Below are 19378 nucleotides of genomic sequence, written 5' to 3'. Positions count from 1 at the left end.
CGGGATCGTCGAGCGCTACAGCAAGCAGGAGGCCGTGATCATCCTCGTCGACTTCCGGCGGACGATGCTCGGCTACGTCGAGGGCGACCAGCTGCTCGGCTACGCGGTGTCGGCGCCGCAGCTCACCGAGATGATGAAGGACGTCGCCGGGTCGATGACCAAGCGGCTGCCCGGCCCGGATGTCACCCCGCAGCAGCTGAAGAACCGGTCCTGGTGGACCGGCCCCGAGCTGTTCCTCATCGTCGACGACTACGACCTGGTGGTCACCCAGACCAGCAACCCGCTCAAGCCGCTGTCGGAGTTCCTGGCCCAGGCCAAGGACGTCGGGCTGCACATGATCGTCGCCAGGCGCACCGGCGGCGCCTCGCGCGCCGCCTACGACCCCATCATCGGGAAGCTGAAGGAGCTGGCCGCTCCCGGGATGGTGATGAACGGCTCCCGGGACGAGGGCGCCCTGCTGGGCAACGTCAAGCCCGGTCCGATGCCACCCGGCCGGGGCTACTACGTCAGCCGGAAGGCGGGCAAGCAGCTCATGCAGGTGTCCTGGATCCCGCCGGAGTGATCGGCAGCGCCGGGCCGGGCTCGTTCACGGGGCCCGCTGACGGGAGGGCGAGAGGCACAGCGGAGGCCATCGAGAGCACGACGGGTGGGAGCGGCGGGTGACGGTCCGGGTGGCGGTGGACTTCGGAACATCGAGCACCTGTGTCGTCGTGTCGGTGAACGGACGTGAGCCGCAGGTGGTGGTGATCGACGGTCAGCCCCTGCTGTCCTCGGCGGTGTACGCCGCCGAGGACGGCACGCTGTTCGTCGGGCAGGAGGCCGAGCGCCAGGCCGCCGTCGACCCGTCCCGGTACGAGCCGCACCCCAAGCGCCGGATCGACGAGGGCGAGTTGCTGCTCGGTGACCGGGTGCTGCGGGTGGTCGACGTGGTGCACGCCGTGCTGAGCCGCGCGGTCGCCGAGGCGCGTCGGCTCGCCGGCGGCGCCGAGGTGGACCTGCTGGTGTTGACCCACCCCGCGGATTGGGGTGCCATGCGCACCCGGCTGCTCCGCCAGGCCGCGGGGCGGCTCGCGCACGAGGTGGCACTGGTGCCCGAACCGGTCGCGGCGGCGGTGTTCCACGCCGCCACGGCCGCGCCCACCGAGGTCAACCAGGACCGCACCGTCGAGTTCAGCGGGCAGGTCGGCGACACCCTCGCGGTGCTGGACCTCGGCGGCGGCACGGTCGACGTGAGCGTGGTGCGCCGGATGCCGGCCGCCGGCGGGCGGCGGGGCCCGCGCGGCGGCGTTCCCGGCGGTGGTCGCGGTGCCGGCTTCCAGGTGCTGGCCACCCGTGGCGACCCCAGCTTCGGCGGGGCCGACGTGGACCAGGCGCTTCTGGAGCACGTCGGGTCGCTGGTGTCGGCCGCCGACCCGGAGGCGTGGCGGCAGCTGGTGGAGGGCCGGGAGCTCACCGACCGGCGCCGCCGGCGGGTGCTCCGGCAGGACGTGCGCGGCGCGAAGGAGACGCTGTCCCGGCACTCCTACACCGACGTGCCGATGCCGCCGCCGTTCGCCGACGCGCACGTGACCAGGGAGGACCTGGAGCGGCTCATCGCCGCGCCGCTCGGCCGTGCCGTGGAGCTGACGGTGGCGACCATCGAGGCTGCCGGGGTGCGGCCACGCCAGCTCACCGCGATCTTCCTGGTCGGCGGGTCGAGCCGGATCCCGATGGTGTCGCGGCTGGTGCACGAGCGCACCGGCGTGGTGCCCACCACCCTCGACCAGCCGGAGACCGTCGTCGCCAGGGGCGCGCTGCGCGCGGTGCTGGTGGAGGCCGATCGCACCGGCGTCCTGCCCGGCACCGGCCGGTCCGGCCCACCGCGCGGGGTGCGTGACCAGCGCACCGAGGTGGTCGGGCCACGGGACATCCCCCGGCCCGGGTTCCCCCCGCCGCCCCCGCGACCGGGTCCCCGGTCGGCGCCGACGGCCAGGGCACCGCAGGCGACCCAGCCGCCACCGCCGAAGCCGATGCCGGGGTGGGCCGAGTCCGCTGCGTCACCGTCGCCGCACGGGCAGCCGGCGGTGGCGGTGGGCGCGCCGCCCGAGGCCGTCAGGGACGGGGCACCGCGCCGCCCGGACCACCGCCGCCGGTACTGGCTGGCCGGTGGCGCGCTGGCCCTGGTGGCGGCGCTGGCGGTCACCGTGCTGCTGCTGCGGGACGATTCCGGGCCGGTGGGGCGCACGTTCGCCCAGTACAACTACGTGTTCGTGGCGCCGCAGGACTGGACGCAGACCGAGGACGAGATCGACAAGCGGCAGGTGATCGTGAAGCCGGCCGACGCCGCGCAGGGCTCCGACCTCGTCGTGGTGCAGGAGTTCACCCTGCCTTACGACGGTGGCGCCGAGCGCGACCGGCTGGTGGCGGACCTCCAGCGGCTGATCGAGGACAGCCAGCGGAACGTGTACTCGGACTTCTCCCCGAGCCTGCGGTACGGGGACAAGGACGTCATCTACTACAAGGAGACCAAGCCAGCGGCCATCGTGGACTGGTACGTCTACGCCGGGGGCACCGTGCAGGTCAGCGTGGGCTGCCAGTACGCCGCGCTCCGGGACCGGGTCGCCTCGGCGTGCGAGCAGATTGTGCGCACCCTGGAGATCAGGAACTGAGCCGCCGGAACGGTTCGGGTGCCGGTGGCGGGTTCCGGCATCCGCCGGCCGGCTGCCCGGTGGAGTGTGGCGGGCGACGGTTCTTCGCGATCGCGAACCCGTGCCGGCGTCACCGCGGCGCGGGTCGAACGACGACGTCCGCCCAGGTCAGCGGCACCGTGCTCGAATGTCGCGGGTGGACGTTCCCCCGGGTTCCCTCGACCCGCGTTCACGCTCGCAACTACTTCGGAACAACCAGGGACAAGCGGAACCAACCGTGGCAGTGTGCTCGTCGTAGGCACGTACGAAACAGCAGACGTACGGCAAACCACCAGCGAAGGGGGTAACTCCGAATGAGCGGTTTCAAGGGTGAGGTCGAGCAGTTCAGCCAGGCCGAGAAGAACGTCGTCGACGTCAAGAACTCGATGGTGCAGAACCTGAACAAGCTTCGGGACAACATCGAGGCCACCCGTGCCGGCTGGTCCGGCCCGGCCGCCGAGGCGTTCAACAACGTGATGATGCGCTTCGACGAGAACTCGCGGAAGATGTACGACTCGCTCGAGGGCATCGGCAACCTGCTCCAGCAGGCCGGTAGCAAGTACCAGGCCGCTGAGGACGCGCAGCTCGACTCGGTGAACTCCGTCGCGCGCAGCATGCCGGGTCTCTGAGGCCGACCCACTTCTCGATCGTCCATCTCGAACCACAGACTCATCACGGAGGGTAGAAAATGCCGAACGGCATCGTCGTCGACTACGCCACGATCCACACCGCGTCCGAGGACTGCAAGAACACCGGCAACGAGCTGGCCGCGCTGTTCGACGACCTCAAGTCCAAGCTGAACCCGTTGATCAGCACCTGGGAGGGTGAGGCGCAGCAGTCGTACCTGCAGCTGCAGAAGGAGTGGGACACCTCCTTCGAGGACATGAAGCAGCTGCTGGCCCAGATCGCGGCCGTGCTGCCGCAGATCGCCGACGGCTACCAGGGCACGGAGTCCGGCATCCAGCGGATGTTCTGAGCCCGCCCGGGCCGCCGAGGCTGGCAAGGGGTGGTTCCGCCGAGGGCGGGACCACCCCTTCGTCGTCTCGCGGTCACCGCCCGGCCAGGTGGGCGCTCACCAGAGGGAGAGCCTGTTCGGCCACGGCGCACGCCTGTTCCGGCTCGCCGAGGACCGACGTTCCGATGCCGACGAACCGAGTCCCCCGCGCCTGGGTCGCGAAGTCGCAGAACTGTTCGCCGAACGGGTTGGGCCGCCGGCTCCACTCGTAGCCGCCCACGGTCCGCGTCCCGGTCGGTGGGGCCGTCCCGTAGAACTCCTCGGGGTGGATGTCCACGCTGACCACGATGCTGAACGTGCTCAGGCGGGACGGCACCCCGTCCACCGGGGACCACGAGCAGCCAGGTGGGACCAGCCGTTCCGGCTCGCCAGGCATCGGCGTTCCCCGTGGCTCCAGGCCGAGATCTTCGGCTTCGCGCTCCGTCAGGAGCGCGCACGGATCATAGGGCGCCGGCGCGGGTGGCCGCGGAGCGTCGCGCGGACCGTGGACCGGTAGCGCTTGCCCACCGACCGGCGACGCGCACGCCGCCAGCAGGATGGTCAGCGCCCCACACGTCGTGGACGCTGCCAGTGTGGTCGCCCTCCCGGCTCCGTGGCGCCCGCTCATGACCCGCCGCTCCCTTCCGCCCGGCCGCCACCATCAGCGGGGCGCGCCGACCTCGAACTGCGGCTTGTCGTTGAGCACCCGGATCCGCACGGTCCTCGCCTGGCCGGCCACCACCACCCGGCAGTCGAACGTCACGCCGTTGCGCGCCGGCTGGTCCGCCGGGCAGCGCGCGTCGCGCACGTCGTGCTCGCCGTAGCTGTCCCGCAGCACCATCAACACCCCGTCCTGCACGGAGTCCTGGTCCAGCACGTCACCGCGGAACGCGCCGAGCAGCCAGGCGGCCGCCGCGCCGGCACCGAGCACCAGCACCGCGGCCCCGCCGATCAGCCACGGCTTCCGGGACCGCGGCCGCCGCGACCGGTCGTCCTCGTCGAACGCGCCGAGGCCGCCGTACCGCTCGCCGAAGCCGCCGCCGAACCGCTGGTCCTGGTGGGCCGGACCGCCCGGCCCGGGGTGCGCCGGCCCCGGCTGCTGCCCGTACCCGGGGTGTGCCGGGTACGGGGCCTGCTGCGGATACCCCTGTGGATGCCGCTGTGGATGCTGCTGGGGGTACGGCGTCCCGGGGTGGCCCGGTCCCTGGGGCGGCCACGGTCCCCCCTGCTGCGGATGCGGTGGTTGGGTCATCGAACTCAGCCGCCCTCCTGCAGTTCGCCCATGCGGTCGTAGAAGTCCCGCACGGCCGCCTCGTCCGGCAGCACGGTGACCTGGTCCTCGGCAGGGACCTTCGGCAGGTCGGCCTCGGTCGGCGGATCGAGAACCTGGTAGGTCATCCGCACCTCGAACCGGGCCGGCCCCGCGATCTCCGCCGTCATCGCGATCTGTCGCAGCCCGCCCTCGGGGTCGAGGCTCACCGTGGTGGCGATCGGCTCGGACCGCATCTCCTCGGTGAGCCTGTCGACCAGGTTCTCCGGGATGACGACGACCCGCTCCTCCAGGAAGATCCGCAGCGGCACCTCGGCGGTCAGCTCCACGCTCCCGTCCGGGAAGCTCTTCGCCTGCTTGGCCGCGTGGCCCTGGTCCACCGACCGGCTGACCGCGGTGAGCATCTTGCAGACGTCCTGGTATCCCGCCCAGTAGCACTCGCTGAGGTGGGCTCCGGTGTAGGGCGTCGAGACCCACGGCGTGGGCGCGAGGCTGGCGTACGCGGGCCCGAGCAGGAGGTACTCCACCGGGCTGCCGGCAGGGTGGAACACGTCGAGGTACTCGTCGGAGTTCTTGTTCGAGTGGTTCTTGGACAGCCGCGTCGGCGGGCGGCCCACCTGGACGGCGGTGATGGTGGAGTCGATCCACTTGTCGTCGATCCGGAGGTACTTGTCGAGCTTGCTCTTGCGCGGCTCGTTGCCGGTGAACTCGGAGGCGAGGCCCTTGAGGGTCTCGGCGAACTTCGCGCTCACGTAGGCGGCCGCCTCGTCGCCGTCCGGCACGGCGGTGCCCGGCCGGGCGGCGCCGCACCCCGTGAGCAGGGCGGCGAGCAGGCCGAGGCCGGCGACCAGCGCGACCAGCCGGCGGCGGGCGATGCGGGTGCTCACCGGAGGGCCCCCTGTGTCGGATGCGGTCGATGTGCCGGACACACTAGTATGGGCGACGGCGGGGACCCCCCGCTTCAACCCTCTCTCCCGCGGCCGGGTATCTTCATAAGCTGTTGTGCGCGCACGAGCCGCGGTGCTGGGCACGCACGGAACCCACAAGCAATGTTGACGACGAGGTAGACCCTTGCCCACGTACAGCCCCAAGCCCGGCGACATCATTCGTGCCTGGCACGTGATCGACGCCGAGGATGTCGTGCTCGGCCGGCTCGCGACCGAAGTCGCCACCCTGCTGCGCGGCAAGCACAAGCCCACCTTCGCGCCGCACGTGGACACCGGTGACTTCGTCATCATCGTCAACGCCGACAAGGTGGTGCTGACCGGCAACAAGCGCGACCAGAAGTTCGCCTACCGGCACAGCGGCTACCCCGGTGGTCTGCGCAAGCGCACCTTCGGCGAGCTGCTCGACACCCGGCCGGAGCGCCTGGTGGAGAAGGTCGTCAAGGGCATGCTGCCGAAGAACAAGCTCGGCCGCGCCCAGGCGAAGAAGCTCAAGGTCTACGCCGGGCCCGAGCACCCGCACGCCGCGCAGAAGCCCCAGCCGCGGCAGATCGCGAAGATCGCTCAGGTCAACCAGTGAGTGAGGAACAGTCTGTGACCAGCACCGAGACCGAGGCCCCCGAGACCGCCGCGGGCGCGGCGGACCAGCCGGTCGTGACCAGCGAGACGCCGGCGGCGCCGAAGCCGTCCCGGGCCGCCGGTGGCACCGCCCAGACCGTCGGCCGCCGCAAGGAGGCCGTCGTCCGGGTGCGGCTCGTCCCTGGCACCGGCGAGTTCAAGCTCAACGGCCGCAGCCTGGAGCAGTACTTCCCGAACAAGGTGCACCAGCAGCTGATCCGTGACCCGCTGGTGGCCGTCGAGAAGCCGGACTCGTTCGACGTGTTCGCCAACCTGCGCGGCGGCGGCCCCTCCGGTCAGGCCGGCGCGCTGCGCCTGGCGATCGCCCGCGCCCTGGTCGAGGTGGACCCCGACGACCGCCCGGTGCTGAAGAAGGCCGGCTTCCTGACCCGGGACGCCCGGGCCACGGAGCGCAAGAAGTACGGCCTCAAGAAGGCGCGCAAGGCGCCGCAGTACAGCAAGCGCTAGTCGCGCCGGTAGGCCGCCGCGCGGCCGCTTCCGGCAACCAGGGAAGCGCTCATCCGTCCTCCGGATGGGCGCTTCGCTGCTTTCCGGTGCCGTTTCCGGTCCGGCGCGGTCCGTGAACCGTGGCAGGGGCGTGCGGAGCCCGGTCCGCGGCACTCGCTAGGTTGACGGGCTGTCCCGACCGGGACGCCCGGTTCGCGTGGCTCGCCACCCGGCACAGGGTTGGCACACGGACAAGGAGGTCGACGACATGGCTCGCCTTTTCGGGACGGACGGCGTGCGGGGGCTCGCCAACGTCGAGCTCACCCCGGAGCTCGCGCTGTCCGTCGCCGCCAGCGCGGCGCGGGTGCTGGCCGCGCACGACCGCTCGCACCGCCCGGTGGCCGTCGTCGGCAGGGACCCGCGGGCCAGCGGCGAGATGCTCGAGGCGGCCGTCGTCGCCGGGCTGGCCTCCGCGGGCGCGGACGTGGTCCGGCTCGGTGTGCTGCCGACCCCCGCCGTCGCCCACCTCGTCGGCGAGCTGTCCGCCGACCTCGGGGTGATGATCTCCGCGTCGCACAACCCGATGCCGGACAACGGCATCAAGCTGTTCGGCGATGGCGGCCACAAGCTGCCGGACGGCATCGAGGACGAGATCGAGGCCGCGCTGGCCAACACCGGAACCCGGCCCACCGGCGCGGAGATCGGCAGGGTGTCCGAGGCCGGCGACGCGGTCGACCGCTACGTCGAGCACCTGCAGGCCGCCTGCCCCCGGTCGCTGTCCGGGCTGCGGGTCGTCGTCGACTGCGCGCACGGCGCCGCGTCGGCCGCCGCGCCACTGGCCTACCGCAAGGCCGGCGCGGACGTCGTCGCCCTGCACGCCGAGCCGGACGGGATCAACATCAACGACGGGTGCGGCTCGACCCACCCTGAGCGGCTCCGTGCCGCCGTGGTCGAGCACGGCGCCGACCTCGGCATCGCCCACGACGGCGACGCCGACCGCTGCCTGGCCGTCGATGCGAACGGCGAGCTGGTGGACGGCGACCAGATCATGGCGGTGCTCGCGCTGGCGATGGCCGAGTCCGGTGAGCTGACCGACAACACGCTGGTCGCCACCGTGATGAGCAACCTCGGCCTGCACCTGGCGATGCGGGAGAACGGGGTCATCCTGCGTACCACCGCCGTCGGCGACCGGTATGTGCTGGAGGAGCTGCGGGCCGGTGGCTACGCGCTGGGCGGCGAGCAGTCCGGGCACGTCGTGCTGCCCGGCTACGCCACCACCGGCGACGGGCTGCTCACCGCGCTCCGGCTGATGGACAGGGTGGTCGCCACCGGCAAGCCGCTCGCCGAGCTGGCCGGGGTGATGCGCCGGCTGCCGCAGGTGCTGGTCAACGTGCGGGTCGCGGACAAGGCCGCAGTGGCCGCCTCCCCGGTCGTGCGGGACGCCGTGGACGCGGTGAGCGCCGAGCTCGGCGAACAGGGCAGGGTGCTGCTCCGGCCGTCGGGCACCGAGCAGCTGGTGCGGGTGATGGTGGAGGCACCGGCCGAGGAGACCGCACAGGCGGCCGCCGACCGACTGGCCGGCGTGGTCGCCACCGCCTCCTGAGCGCGTCCCGACGATCGTCGCGGAACTCGGTGAAGTGCCTGCGGCCCGCGGACGGTGCCCGGTACATTCCGTAGGCGCCCGGTGACGGCACGGGCGACATCTCCGCGGACGGGAGGGACCGGTGGGCGCAGGTCACAGGGTGGATCCGGGGAAGCTCAACGCCGCCGGCGCGGCGTACAGCGCCGAGAGCGGCGAGCTGGCCACCCTCGCGGCCCGGGTGGAGACCGAGGTCACCACCGGGAAGGTCGGCCGTGCCTGGACGGACGTCGCCGGTCGCTACGCCGAGGTGGTCGCCCGACACGGCGACACCATCGGCCGGTACGCAGACGGGGTGTCGGAGCTGGGTGCCGCGCTCACCGCCGCGGCCGGCGGCTACGAGAAGGGCGAGGACGTCGGCGCGGACGTGATCACCAGGAGTGGGTCCCGGTGAGCCGGCTGATCGGTCCCTCCGACGCGGGGGCCAAGGACTTCGCAAACCAGCACTTCGGCACCGCGCAGATCGCCGAGATGCGGGCGATGCTGGACGACCCGAACGTCCCGCCCGAGCTGCGGAACCGCATCCTGTACGGCCTCTCGGCGATGGGCCACCTCACCGACGCGGAGATCCGCCGGTACGCCCCGCAGGTGGGTGCGGACCCCGCCGACGTCCAGGGCGGCGGGCAGGCCGCCGGCGAGAGCGTGACCAACCTGCTCTTCGCCTACCCCGCGGCCCAGGCCCAGCGGGAGGCCGGGCGGGTCCGCGACGGCCAGGACGCGGTGCGCTCCGGCCGGGAGGCGCTGCGGCAGGGCGGGTTCGCCACCTCCGACCAGATCATCGACGAGGCCGCCAAAGGGCTGCGGCTGTTCGACGACTTCCACCCGTACTTCCAACAGGCCGGCGGCCCGCTGGCCCCGGCGCCCACTCCCGCGACCGCGGCGGCACCGGGTGGCGGGTACCCGCACTCCGGGGTCGACCCGGCGAGCCTGCGCGCCGGGCTCGACGAGTTCCGCGGCATCGACTTCGCCGCCTTCCGGGCCGACGCCCAGCTGCTGCGCACCACGGCCGAGGGGGTCGAGCAGGTCCGCGAGCACCTGCGCCAGGCGTGGACCACGAACACCGCCGACTGGGCCGGTGACGCCAAGGCGGCCGCGCAGCGGCGCGACGACGGGCTGGTGAAGGGCTCGGCCACGCTGGCCCACGCGCTGGGCACGGCACCCGAGACGATCACCGAGGTGGTCGACACCGGGGTGCGGCAGTCCGTGGTGGACTTCGCCAACCGGGTGCTCGACGCCTACGGAGACGGCACCATCGCCGGTCACACCCCGAGCGAGGTCGCCAACCTGCTGCAGGCGCGGGAGCGAACGCCGGGACTGATCCAACAACTCGAGGCCGAGGCCGCCAAGGTGGAGAGCGCCGGTGAAGGGTTCATGGGCTTCCTGGGCGACCTGTACGCGGTCGCGGTGCCGGTGTTCGGACTTCCGACCAAGCTTGGCTTCGACCTCAGCACCTCGATCAGCGCGGACAACATCCGTGAGGAGATCGCCAAGTACCAGCGCCTGCTGCAGGAGGCCGAGGCGGCGCTGCAACGGTTCCGCACCGAGTACAGCGCCAGGGCCGGCGCGGTGCACCAGCACGCCGCGACCTACGTCCATGCCGTGCGGGAGAGCTACGAGGCGCTGGTCGAGGAGCTGGCTGGAGCGCTCGACCCGGACCCCTTCCCGTCGGCCCCGGCGACCGCGCCGGCCGAGATGGGGAGCATGCCGGCCGCCGCGGGCGTTCCGGTGGCCGCGGGCGGGGTGCCGGCCGTGGGTGCGAACCCGGTGGCCGCTGGCGTTCCGGCGGCTCCCGGCGCCGCCGTCCCGCCGCCGAGCGGGCCCGCCACGGCGCCCGGCACGCCGGCCGACGCGGGGCCCGACGCGGTGCCTGGTGCGGGGGCCGAGGCGATGCCGGCGGACGAGGCGCCGGTGCCGGGGTCGGATCCCGTGGGGAGCGGGGCCAGCGATCCCGAGCGAGACGCGCTGACCGTGCGAAGGGGCGACCGGGAGCTGACCCTCGTCGCACCCGATGCCGGCGGCCGGATGACCGTCGTGATCGACGACGGCACCGGCACCCGCACCGAGTACCACCTGGACCTCGACCCCGAGGAGCCCGGTGGTGCCCGCTCCGGCGAGCTCGGAGTCGCCCGCCCCGATGCCCTCGCCGATGTGGGACGGGACGCCGGTGAGCGGGCCGCCGCCCCGGGGGATGGCGCGGACGGCGAACGGCCGGGCGGCGGGGCCGAGCGGCCGGCGCACCGGCCAGGTCCGGACGGGACGGTGCGCGTCGAGGACGGCGAGGTGACCATCACCGCCGAGCGACCGGCCGGACCCGGCGGCCCCACCGTCGTGACCATCGCCGACGGAAGCGGGGATCCCACCAGCTACGTCCTCGGCCAGGATCCCGAGCACGTCGCCACCACCCCCGGTGCGAACCGTGGCGGTGCCGGCATCGGCGGTGGTGACGGCGGCGCCGCGGGCAGCGCCGGTGTGGGTGATGGCGCGGACCGTGGCGGTGCCGGCACCGGGAACGGCGGTCGAGTCGCGGACAACGTCGAACGCGCTGGCGCTGACAGCGCTGACAGCGCTGGCGGCACCGGCGGTGGGAAGGACGGCGTCGACCAGGCAACGACGCCGGCGGCGTTCCGTGGCGCTGACCAGGCTCCCAGCGGTGGTGTTGCCGGTGGTGAGGGGCTGTCTGGTCCTGGACTGGGCAGCGCGCCCGGTGGGGACGGCGGTGCTGACCAAACGACCGTGCCGGCGGCGTTCCGTGGTGCTGACCAGGTCCCCACCGGTGATGTTCCCGGTGGTGGCGAGGGGCCGCCTGGTCCCGGGCTGGGCAGCGCGCCCGGTGGGGACGGCGGTGCCCCCGGCGCCGGACCGGCGGACGGCGGCGGTCTCCCGGCGCTGGGCGGCGGTGGCGGCGGTGTCCCGGCCGGCGAGGCCGAGCGTGGCCCGAACGCGTCGCGGGTAGGGCAGGAACCGTTGGACGGCGGAATTCCCGAGCAGGGCGCCGCCACCGGTGCCGCCGGCGACCGTGGTCCCGGCCGTGGCGGGTTGCTCGAGGACCTCCTCTTCGGGCGGGGCGGCACCGGTAACCGGATCAGCGGCTCGCTCGGCGAGCTGCCCGAGGCCCCCGCCGGGCGGGAGGGCGGCCGGTGAGCACTCCCCCCTCCACTCCCCACTCCACACTGGCGGAACGGCTCGCCCGGATCCGGGAGCGCGCCGGCGCCGCGGCGGCCGAGGTCGACGCGGCCGTCCGCACCCAGCGCGACCGCATCCGCGCGGAGGCCGACCGGCGCCGCGCGGAGTCCGCGGCGTTCTGCGCCGAGCTCGACCGCACGGCGAGTGACCGGCGGGCCGGCCGGAACGCGTGGTCGCGGCCGGCCACCCCGGCCGACGACGAGGTGACCTTCGACCTGCCGGACGACGAGGACGCCCGGGGCGCGGGACCGGGCCGGCCGGACAGCGACCAGCGCGACCGGCCACCCACCCCGGCCGGCCCGCCCCCGGCGCCGGGCCCGCTACCGAACCCACCAACGACCCCAGTAACGGACCCAGTGCCGACCCCACTGTCGAGCCCCGTGCCGGGGAGCCCGCCGACACCGTCGACACCGCCGACACCGCCGGCACCGCCGCGCACCGCCACCAATCGCCTCGTCGACGACGAGGACGACTTCGCCGACACCGACTGGACGTCCGACTGATCACGTCCGCGTACCCGAACGACGCGAACCGCTGCTTCCCGACCTCGCCGGTCGGTACATTCTGGTCAGCGCGCCACGGCGCCACCCGCACCGGTGGGACACGGCACAGCGGGAGAACGGCACCGAACGCCTCCCCGCCGCGTCCCACCACCGCAGGCCGCCGGACATCTCGTTGAAGGGGGAGCGGACCGTGACCACACCGCCGCCAAGCGTGAGCACCACCTCGGGGGTGTCCGCGCCACAGGGCTACACCGCGCAGGCCGACACGATGGTCCAGCAGGCTCGGGCCATCCACGACGCGGCGGAGGACGCGAAGTCCGAGGTGAAGGACCTGCAGCCGACCAAGGTCGCCGAGAAGGACTTCGGCACCAAGCACGGCCAGTGGCACGGCCAGTACTCGCTGGGCATCGAGCAGGTGGGCAAGGCCGCGGACACCATGTGCGCGTCGCTGGTGGCCTTCGCCAACTCGATCGGCAGCGCCGGCAAGAGCTACAGCGCGGCCGAGTCGGCGCAGGCCGACGCCGCCCGGCGCTCGGGGAGCGGGCTGTGAGCAAGTCCTGGAACGAGGTCAAGCAGCTGCTGGACGACCCGTACGTCTCCGCCGACACCAAGGAGGAGCTGCTCCTCGCCTACTCCTACGAGAACGGCGGCAACCGGATCGGCGGTGTCGTCGAGCCGCCCGAGGCCCGGCAGTACATGGAGCGGTACAACTTCAAGGGCGACGCCCCGTACAGCCGGCCCGACGCGCTCGGCAATCCGGGCGTCCCGTATTACGGGTCCACCGACAAGGTGTACGAGCGGGCGAGGTCCGAGTCGGACGAGGCCGGTCACCACGCCCGCGAGCAGCGGACGCAGATCACCGAGAACCAGGGTGAGCTCGACGGCCTGCGCCCACCCGGTCCGGGCGGCGCCGGCGTCAAGACCTCCGACGAGCTGTTCGAGCTGGCCGAGCCCGCGCTCGACGTGTTCCGCGACTTCCTGCCGGTGGACGAGCAGGTGCCGGAGGACTCCCGCGGGGTGGAGGGGCCGCTGCAGTTCGACCGCGACATCCAACAGCGGTTCGACGAGCAGAAGGGCATCGACTTCGCGAAGTTCCTCGACGAGGCCGAGAAGCTGCGCGACGCCCACACGGTGCTGTCCGAGCTCAAGCGGACCTCCGACGGGCAGCTCAACTCGCTGTACGAGGACTGGACCGGCGCCGGCGCCAACGCCTCCTACGACAAGTACGGCAAGGACATCCAGCCGCACGCCGACGAACTGATCGAGCACCTCGCCGGCGCGCCGCAGGTGATCGAGGCGGCCGTGCAGACGGTGTACGACGCGTGCAAGGCCAAGGCCGACGAGGTGCTCGCCCTCTACACCGACACCCTCGGCAGCGCCACCAAGGACATCGCCGGCAAGGTGATGAAGCTGGCCAGGGGCGAGTTCGACTCGCAGGAGCAGGTGCTCGAGGTCGCCGCGTGGGTGGACTCCGTGTGCGGCAGCAACCTGGAGTCGACCATCCGGAGTGACGATTGCGGCCTCAACGACGAGAACAAGGCCTACGTCATCAGCGAGTGCAAGAAGTGGATCCGCCAGTCGTGGAACCCCGACCTCTACGGCAGCAGCGGGGCGCAGGGCCTCTACCTGCGGTTCGAGCAGGTGTGCGACGACACCGTCGAGGCGGTGGACGCCGCGTGGGAGGAGCTGGCCAACTACCTCAAGGAGTACGAGAACAAGTTCCCCGAGGTGCGGGACCCGGGCCCGGCCAACCCGAACCCCAACCCGGGCGACACCCCCGGCGGTGGCACGCCAGGGGGTGGCACGCCCGGCGGCGGAACCCCGGGCGGCGGCATGCCCGGTGGCGGGGGCACCCCGCCGTCCGCGAGCACGCCGGAGACGCCCGGCACGGAGAAGCCGGAGGCCGGCACCAACCCGGTCACCGGCGAGCCGCTGGAGGTGAACCCGGAGACCGGCGAGCCGTACCCGATCGACCCGGAGACCGGCGAGGCCGTCAAGGACCTCGGTGAGGACCGGGACACCCTCACCGTCGAGCAGGGTGACCACAAGATCGAGATCTCCGAGCCGGACGAGTCCGGGGACATGGCGATCTCGGTCGACGACGGCTCCGGCGCGGTGAAGGACTACCAGCTGGACTTCGGCACCGGCGAGGACAAGGCGGGCGACGAGGCCGGCGACGTGGCGGGCGGCGACACCGCGGGCCAGGGCGAGTTCGGCCCCCGGGGCGGCGGGCCCGGTGGCGAGCAGGTGTACCGGCCAGGGCCGGACGGCAAGATCCACATCGAGGACGGCGACCTCAGGATCACCGCGGAGCAGCCGGAAGGGCCGGAAGGGCCCACCGTGGTCACCGTCGACGACGGCACCGGTGAGCCCACCACCTACACGCTCGGCGAGGAGTCCGCGGCCGGCGCCCGGCCAGGCGAGCCGCGCCCCGGCGAGGGCCCGCGGGTCGGCGGCGAGGCGCGGATCGGCCGGGCCGAGGTCGGGCCGGACGGGCTGGGGGTCGAGCGCGGTGACGGTGGGATCGAGACCAAGCCCGCAGCCGGCGACCGCCCGCCCGCGGCGGTCGGTGTCGCCGCCGGGGGCGGTGGCGCCCCCGGCGACATGGGTGGTCTCGCGGAGGCCGGGGCGGCCGGCGCCGGTGTGGGCGCCGAAGCGGATACCGGGTCCGAGCCGGCCGACGACGCCGCCGAGCGGACCACGCCCGCGGCCGTGGGCGGCGGCAGCGGCGGCGGGCTCCTCGGCGACGCCGGGTTCGGCGGTGGCGGCGCATCGGACGGCGCACCGCTGGAAGAGGGGTCGCAGAGCGCGGCGGCCGCCCCCGGGGCGGCGCAGCCGGCCGGTGTCGGCGCCGGGCTGGGCTCCGCGCCCGGCGGGCTCGGTGACGCGGGCGCCGGTGCCGGTGCGGCCGGCATGGGCGGCATGGGCATGATGGGTGGCGGCATGGGTGCCATGGGCGTCGGTGGCGGGGGCGGCGGCGACCAGGAGCGCGGCTCGAACCCGTACCGGATCGACGGCGGCATCTTCGACACCGGGAGCTCGGCGAACCGGATCAGCGGGTCGCTGAACGACGAGGGCGAGCGGTCGGTCCGGTTCGACCGGTGACGTCGGCGTACACGGAGAGCGAGGGGTGACGGTGGCCGAGGGCAGGGCGGCGGCGGCGATCTCCCGGTTGAGCGGGATCACCCGCGAGCTGACGGACCGCCGCGCGCTGCGGGAACGCAACGCCGAGCAGGCGCGGCAGCAGGCACGGGAGAACCTCGTCGCGCAGGGCAGGGTCGCCGAGAAGGTCGCCAAGCACATGGGCGAGCTCGGCCGCCGGCAGCGCGGCGCGGGTGGCTGGGCGACCGAGAAGACCAGGGCCAGCCGGGACAACGTCATGGGCTTCGGCCCGGAGGAGGACGAGCGGCCGGCCGACGACATCGCCCGGCTCGCCGGCACACCGGCGCCCACCGGCGAGCCACCGGCCCCGTCGACCCCGGCCCCGTCGACCCCGGCCCCGCCGAGCCCGGTACCGCCACCCCAGGCACAACCGGCTCCGCCACCCCCCGGCCGGCCCGCGGCGGAGCCGCCGGCCGCCGAGCGGCGGCTCGACCCCGAGCCGTTCCGCCGGCGCGGCCGGCACGCCCGGCCCGAGCCGGCCTTCGACGACGACGACTTCTCGAACAACAGCTGGATGAAGTGAGCGAGCGGGCGATGAACGCGGTGGTGGCGCGGCGCGCCGACGAGATCAGGCAGGTGGTGTGCCGCGTGCTGGAGGTCGACACCGGGCGGGTCCGCGAGACCGACCACTTCGTCGACGACCTCGAGGCCGACTCGATGAAGCTCATCGAGCTGCTCGCCAACCTGGAGATCGAGTTCGACGTCGAGATCGACGAGGACGCGCTCGACCGCCTGGTCACCCTGCGCGGCGTGTACGAGGTTCTCACCGAGGCACTGGACCGCTGACCGTGCGCCGGGTGGCCGTCACCGGGCTGGGGGTGGTGTCCAGCATCGGCACCGGCGCCGCGGAGTTCGCCGCGGGCCTGCGCGCCGGGCGCGGTGGTGCCCGGCCGATCAGCGCGTTCGACACCGCCGGCTTCGCGCACGCGACCGGCTGCGAGGTCGTCGGCTTCGACCCGCACCGGTGGATCCGCCAGGTGCCGGTGGCCGAGCTGGGTAGGGCCGCTCAACTCGCCACCGCCGCGGCCGTGCAGGCCGCCGCCGACGCCGGACTGGACACCGGCCGGCGCGGTCTGGTGGCCGTCGGCACCACCGACGGCGGCTCCGACGAGGGCGAGCGGCTGACCGAGACGGCCGTGCGTGCCGGCCCCGAGGCGATGGACCCGGCCGGCGCGGCGCGGGTGCCGGCGCACCTGTTGTCCGTCGCGGTGGCCCGCGAGCTCGGCCTTTCCGACGTCGAGCCGACCACGCTCGGCACGGCGTGCGCGGCCGGCAACTACGCCATCGGCGACGGGTTCGACGCGGTGCGCACCGGTGTCGCCGAGTTCGCCCTGTGCGGCGGCGCCGACGCGATGTGCCGGACGACGTTCACCGGCTTCTACCGGCTCGGCGCGGTCGACCCCGAGCGCTGCCGGCCGTTCGACCGCGACCGCGGCGGCATCCTCACCGGCGAGGGCGCGGCGATGCTGGTGCTGGAGCCGTTGGCGGCGGCACGAGCCCGCGGCGCCCACGTCTACGCCGAGGTGCTCGGCCACGGGCTGACCTGCGACGCCGGCCACCCGGTGGCCCCCGACCAGGACGGCGTCGCCAGGTGCATGGAGTTGGCGCTGGCCGACGCGGGGGTGCGGCCCGGGGAGGTGGACCTCATCTCCGCGCACGGCACCGGCACGAAGGTCAACGACGCCACCGAGTGCGCGGCCATCCACCGGGTGTTCGGTCCCCAGCCGCCGCCGACGGTGTCGATGAAGTCGATGCTGGGGCACACCATGGGCGCGGCCAGCGCGCTCGCCGCCGCCGGCTGCGTGCTGGCCATCGAGCACGGGTTCCTCCCGCCGACGATCAACCACGAGCACCCGGACCCGGCCTGCGCGGTGGACTGTGTGCCCAACGTGGCCCGGCCGGTGGCGCCACGGATCGTGCAGAACAACGCGCTCGCGTTCGGCGGCAACAACGCCGTCGTGTTGTTCGGCGGGCCGGAATGACAGCGGTGCCGAACCTGGCGATCAGCGGGTGGGCCGCGGTCTCGGCCTACGGCGCCGACCGGGACGCCTTCGTCGCGGCCGTCCGCGCCGGCCGCCCCGCGCCGCGCGTCGCCGCCCCGGAGGGCGCCCCACCGGGGGAGGCGTTCCGGGCGGCGGACTTCGACGTCGTGGCCGCGCTGGGCCCGAAGGGCACCGGGTCGATGGACCGGGCCAGCGGGATGGCCATAGCCGCGGTCGGCGCGCTCGGCGTGCCCCAACGCCATGAAGGCCACCTTCATGACGTTCAACGCGATGAAGGTGGCCTTCATGGCACGGATCGGGTCGGGGTGGTGCTCGGTACGACGTCGGGCAGCGCGCAGACCCAGCACAACTTCACCCGCGACTCGCTGACCCGGCGCAGGCCCTACTTCGTCAATCCCGCACAGCTGCCGTTCGCGTTGATGAACAGCGCCGCGTCCCGGTGCGCCAGCTGGCACGGGCTGCGCGGGCCGAACAGCACGGTGGCCGCGGGGCGGCTGTCCGGGGTGGCGGTGCTGCGGTACGCGGCCCGGCTGCTCGCCACCGGCCGGGCCGACGCGCTGGTGTGCGGAGCCGTGGAGGAGTACGGCCCCGCGCGCGCCTGGCTGGAGCGGGCGCGGTGGGAGTGGCACCGGCAGTCCGACGCGGGGGACCCGCTCGGTGAGGGCGCCGCGGTGTTCCTGCTGGAGCCCGCGGGCGACCGGCCGCCGCTGGCCGAGGTGCTCGCCACCGACACCGCGGTGGCCGTCGACGGCGACCCGCGGGCCGCGCTCGCCAGGTGCCTGCGGCGGTTGCTCGCGGCCGCGGGGGTGGCCGCGGTCGAGGTGCGGCTGGCCCTGCCCGGCGCGGCCGGCGGCCCGCTCGCCGAGGCCGAGCGGGCGGCGGTGGTCGACGTGCTCGGCCGGGAACCGGAGGCCGCGCTGCGGCCCGGCGCGCTGGTCGGGGACGTCGGGGCGGCCACCGGCCCGTTCCAGGTGCTCACCGCGCTGGCCCTGCGACCGGGGGTGGCGCTGGCGACCGCGGTGGACCCGGCCGGGGTCGTGGGTGGCGCGCTGCTGCGGGCGCCCGGCTAGCGGCTGGCCTGCCGCTCGCGCTCGAAGGTGATCGGCGCGCCCTTCACGTCGGCCTCCAGCAGTGGCAGGTAGGCGTCGGTGCCGGTGAGGTGGGTCAGGAAGAACGCGGTGAACAGCGCGCGCACCAGGCGTTGCGTGCCGCGGTGCGGCTTGCCGTGCAGCAGCAGCTGGCTCCAGTGGCCACCCTCGGTCACCCCCAGATGCGACGACTTGGCGAGCGTGCGCAACCGCACCGGGCCACCCCACGCACTGGCGATCGCCTCGCCGTTGGCCACGGCCGGGGCCACCAGGTCGTCGTCGGCCACTAGGTGCAGGCCCGGGACGTCGAGGCGGCCGGCGGCGTCCGTGGCCGGCGGCAGGGTCTGCGTCGCGGCGACCGTCGCCACGCAGCGCGCGGCGGGGCCGCCCTCCTGCGCCGCGGCGAGCACCGCGGCGCCGCCGCCGACGGAGTGCCCGGCGAGGCCGAGCCGCTCCGGGTCGACACTGATCCCGCTCGGTCCGAGCCGCACGGTGGTCACCATCTCCAGGGTGTCCCGCAGGTCCGCGGCGAACAGCCGGTGCGAGGGCACCGGGCCGCGCTGGGTGTCCGGCGCGGCGGCGACGACACCCCAGCTCGCGAGGTGTCGGAGCAGCCCGAGGTAGCGCCGCGCCGGCTGCAGCCAACCGTGCCCGAACGCGACCGCGGGCAGGCCCAGCCCGGACCTCGGGGTGAACACCACGCCGGGAAGCCCGACCAGGGCGAGGTCGCCCCTGAGCACGTCGTGCGGTCCGTCGTGGGACAGCTCCTCGAGCAGCTGCCTGGGCTTGCCGGCCATGGATCCGCACCTTACTGGTACCGGCGCTCGCGCACCCGCCGGCGGTCCCGCCCGCGCCGGGCCC

Annotated in this window: 19 protein-coding genes and 1 pseudogene; 16 read left to right on the top strand and 4 right to left on the bottom strand. The window is 74.0% G+C overall.

What is annotated here, in order from left to right; genetic code table 11:
- The 4 genes and pseudogenes from BM051_RS17630 to BM051_RS17615 form a co-directional block, all read left to right on the top strand.
- A pseudogene (locus tag BM051_RS17630) lies at positions 1–562 on the top strand (type VII secretion protein EccC); the annotation flags it as partial.
- A 97-nt stretch (positions 563–659) separates the two neighbouring features.
- Positions 660–2648, top strand: a complete 1989-nt coding sequence (locus BM051_RS17625) for a type VII secretion-associated protein (protein WP_092531227.1) — start codon at positions 660–662, stop codon at positions 2646–2648.
- A gap of 332 nt (positions 2649–2980) precedes the next feature.
- Positions 2981–3295: a WXG100 family type VII secretion target gene (locus BM051_RS17620; RefSeq protein WP_092531226.1), complete on the top strand. Its 315-nt coding sequence runs from the start codon at positions 2981–2983 to the stop codon at positions 3293–3295.
- A gap of 59 nt (positions 3296–3354) precedes the next feature.
- Positions 3355–3642: a WXG100 family type VII secretion target gene (locus BM051_RS17615; protein ID WP_092531225.1), complete on the top strand. Its 288-nt coding sequence runs from the start codon at positions 3355–3357 to the stop codon at positions 3640–3642.
- 73 nt (positions 3643–3715) lie between these two features.
- Here the strand turns inward: BM051_RS17615 and BM051_RS17610 are convergent, their stop codons facing one another.
- From BM051_RS17610 to BM051_RS17600, 3 genes are read right to left on the bottom strand one after another with little or no spacing between them, the layout of a single operon-like run.
- Positions 3716–4288, bottom strand: coding sequence for a DUF3558 family protein (locus BM051_RS17610; RefSeq protein WP_092531224.1), 573 nt, complete (start codon positions 4286–4288; stop codon positions 3716–3718).
- Positions 4289–4321: 33 nt separating this feature from the next.
- The gene (locus BM051_RS17605; protein WP_092531223.1) at positions 4322–4912 is read right to left on the bottom strand and encodes a DUF4333 domain-containing protein; all 591 of its coding nucleotides are present in this window, start codon (positions 4910–4912) and stop codon (positions 4322–4324) included.
- A gap of 5 nt (positions 4913–4917) precedes the next feature.
- Positions 4918–5817, bottom strand: coding sequence for a hypothetical protein (locus BM051_RS17600; protein ID WP_243859591.1), 900 nt, complete (start codon positions 5815–5817; stop codon positions 4918–4920).
- Between the two features lie 184 nt (positions 5818–6001).
- Here BM051_RS17600 and rplM point away from each other — a divergent pair, with 184 nt between their 5' ends.
- The 12 genes from rplM (at position 6002) to BM051_RS17540 (ending at position 18499) form a co-directional block, all read left to right on the top strand.
- The gene (gene rplM, locus BM051_RS17595; RefSeq protein WP_092531222.1) at positions 6002–6454 is read left to right on the top strand and encodes a 50S ribosomal protein L13; all 453 of its coding nucleotides are present in this window, start codon (positions 6002–6004) and stop codon (positions 6452–6454) included.
- A 14-nt stretch (positions 6455–6468) separates the two neighbouring features.
- Complete coding sequence (gene rpsI, locus BM051_RS17590; RefSeq protein ID WP_092531221.1) at positions 6469–6960, top strand: 30S ribosomal protein S9; 492 nt, start codon at positions 6469–6471, stop codon at positions 6958–6960.
- A gap of 247 nt (positions 6961–7207) precedes the next feature.
- Positions 7208–8542, top strand: a complete 1335-nt coding sequence (gene glmM, locus BM051_RS17585) for a phosphoglucosamine mutase (RefSeq protein ID WP_092531220.1) — start codon at positions 7208–7210, stop codon at positions 8540–8542.
- 139 nt (positions 8543–8681) lie between these two features.
- Complete coding sequence (locus tag BM051_RS17580) at positions 8682–8972, top strand: type VII secretion target (RefSeq protein WP_243859590.1); 291 nt, start codon at positions 8682–8684, stop codon at positions 8970–8972.
- Entirely contained in the window at positions 8969–11719 is a 2751-nt protein-coding gene (locus BM051_RS17575) for a hypothetical protein (protein WP_092531218.1), read from the top strand. The genes BM051_RS17580 and BM051_RS17575 overlap by 4 nt, the downstream gene beginning before the upstream one ends.
- On the top strand, positions 11716–12264 hold the full coding sequence (locus BM051_RS17570) for a hypothetical protein (RefSeq protein WP_092531217.1): 549 nt from the start codon (positions 11716–11718) through the stop codon (positions 12262–12264). Before BM051_RS17575 ends, BM051_RS17570 begins: the two co-directional genes overlap by 4 nt.
- A 211-nt stretch (positions 12265–12475) precedes the next feature.
- The gene (locus tag BM051_RS17565) at positions 12476–12814 is read left to right on the top strand and encodes a hypothetical protein (RefSeq protein WP_243859589.1); all 339 of its coding nucleotides are present in this window, start codon (positions 12476–12478) and stop codon (positions 12812–12814) included.
- The gene (locus BM051_RS17560; RefSeq protein WP_092531215.1) at positions 12811–15369 is read left to right on the top strand and encodes a WXG100 family type VII secretion target; all 2559 of its coding nucleotides are present in this window, start codon (positions 12811–12813) and stop codon (positions 15367–15369) included. Before BM051_RS17565 ends, BM051_RS17560 begins: the two co-directional genes overlap by 4 nt.
- 25 nt (positions 15370–15394) lie before the next feature.
- A complete protein-coding gene (locus tag BM051_RS29075) occupies positions 15395–15949 on the top strand; it encodes a hypothetical protein (protein WP_092531214.1) in 555 nt (184 codons plus the stop codon).
- Between the two features lie 11 nt (positions 15950–15960).
- Complete coding sequence (locus BM051_RS17550; RefSeq protein ID WP_092531335.1) at positions 15961–16212, top strand: acyl carrier protein; 252 nt, start codon at positions 15961–15963, stop codon at positions 16210–16212.
- Positions 16213–16214: 2 nt separating this feature from the next.
- Positions 16215–17408: a beta-ketoacyl-[acyl-carrier-protein] synthase family protein gene (locus tag BM051_RS17545; protein ID WP_092531213.1), complete on the top strand. Its 1194-nt coding sequence runs from the start codon at positions 16215–16217 to the stop codon at positions 17406–17408.
- A complete protein-coding gene (locus tag BM051_RS17540; RefSeq protein WP_092531212.1) occupies positions 17405–18499 on the top strand; it encodes a beta-ketoacyl synthase N-terminal-like domain-containing protein in 1095 nt (364 codons plus the stop codon). Before BM051_RS17545 ends, BM051_RS17540 begins: the two co-directional genes overlap by 4 nt.
- Here the strand turns inward: BM051_RS17540 and BM051_RS17535 are convergent.
- Positions 18496–19314, bottom strand: coding sequence for a dienelactone hydrolase family protein (locus BM051_RS17535; RefSeq protein WP_092531211.1), 819 nt, complete (start codon positions 19312–19314; stop codon positions 18496–18498). The genes BM051_RS17540 and BM051_RS17535 overlap by 4 nt on opposite strands.
- Between the last annotated feature and the right edge of the window lie 64 nt (positions 19315–19378).

It is taken from the genome of Amycolatopsis arida (assembly GCF_900115565.1).
Classification (GTDB): Bacteria; Actinomycetota; Actinomycetes; order Mycobacteriales; family Pseudonocardiaceae; genus Yuhushiella; species Yuhushiella arida.
This window is presented reverse-complemented; position numbering and strand designations above follow the sequence as displayed.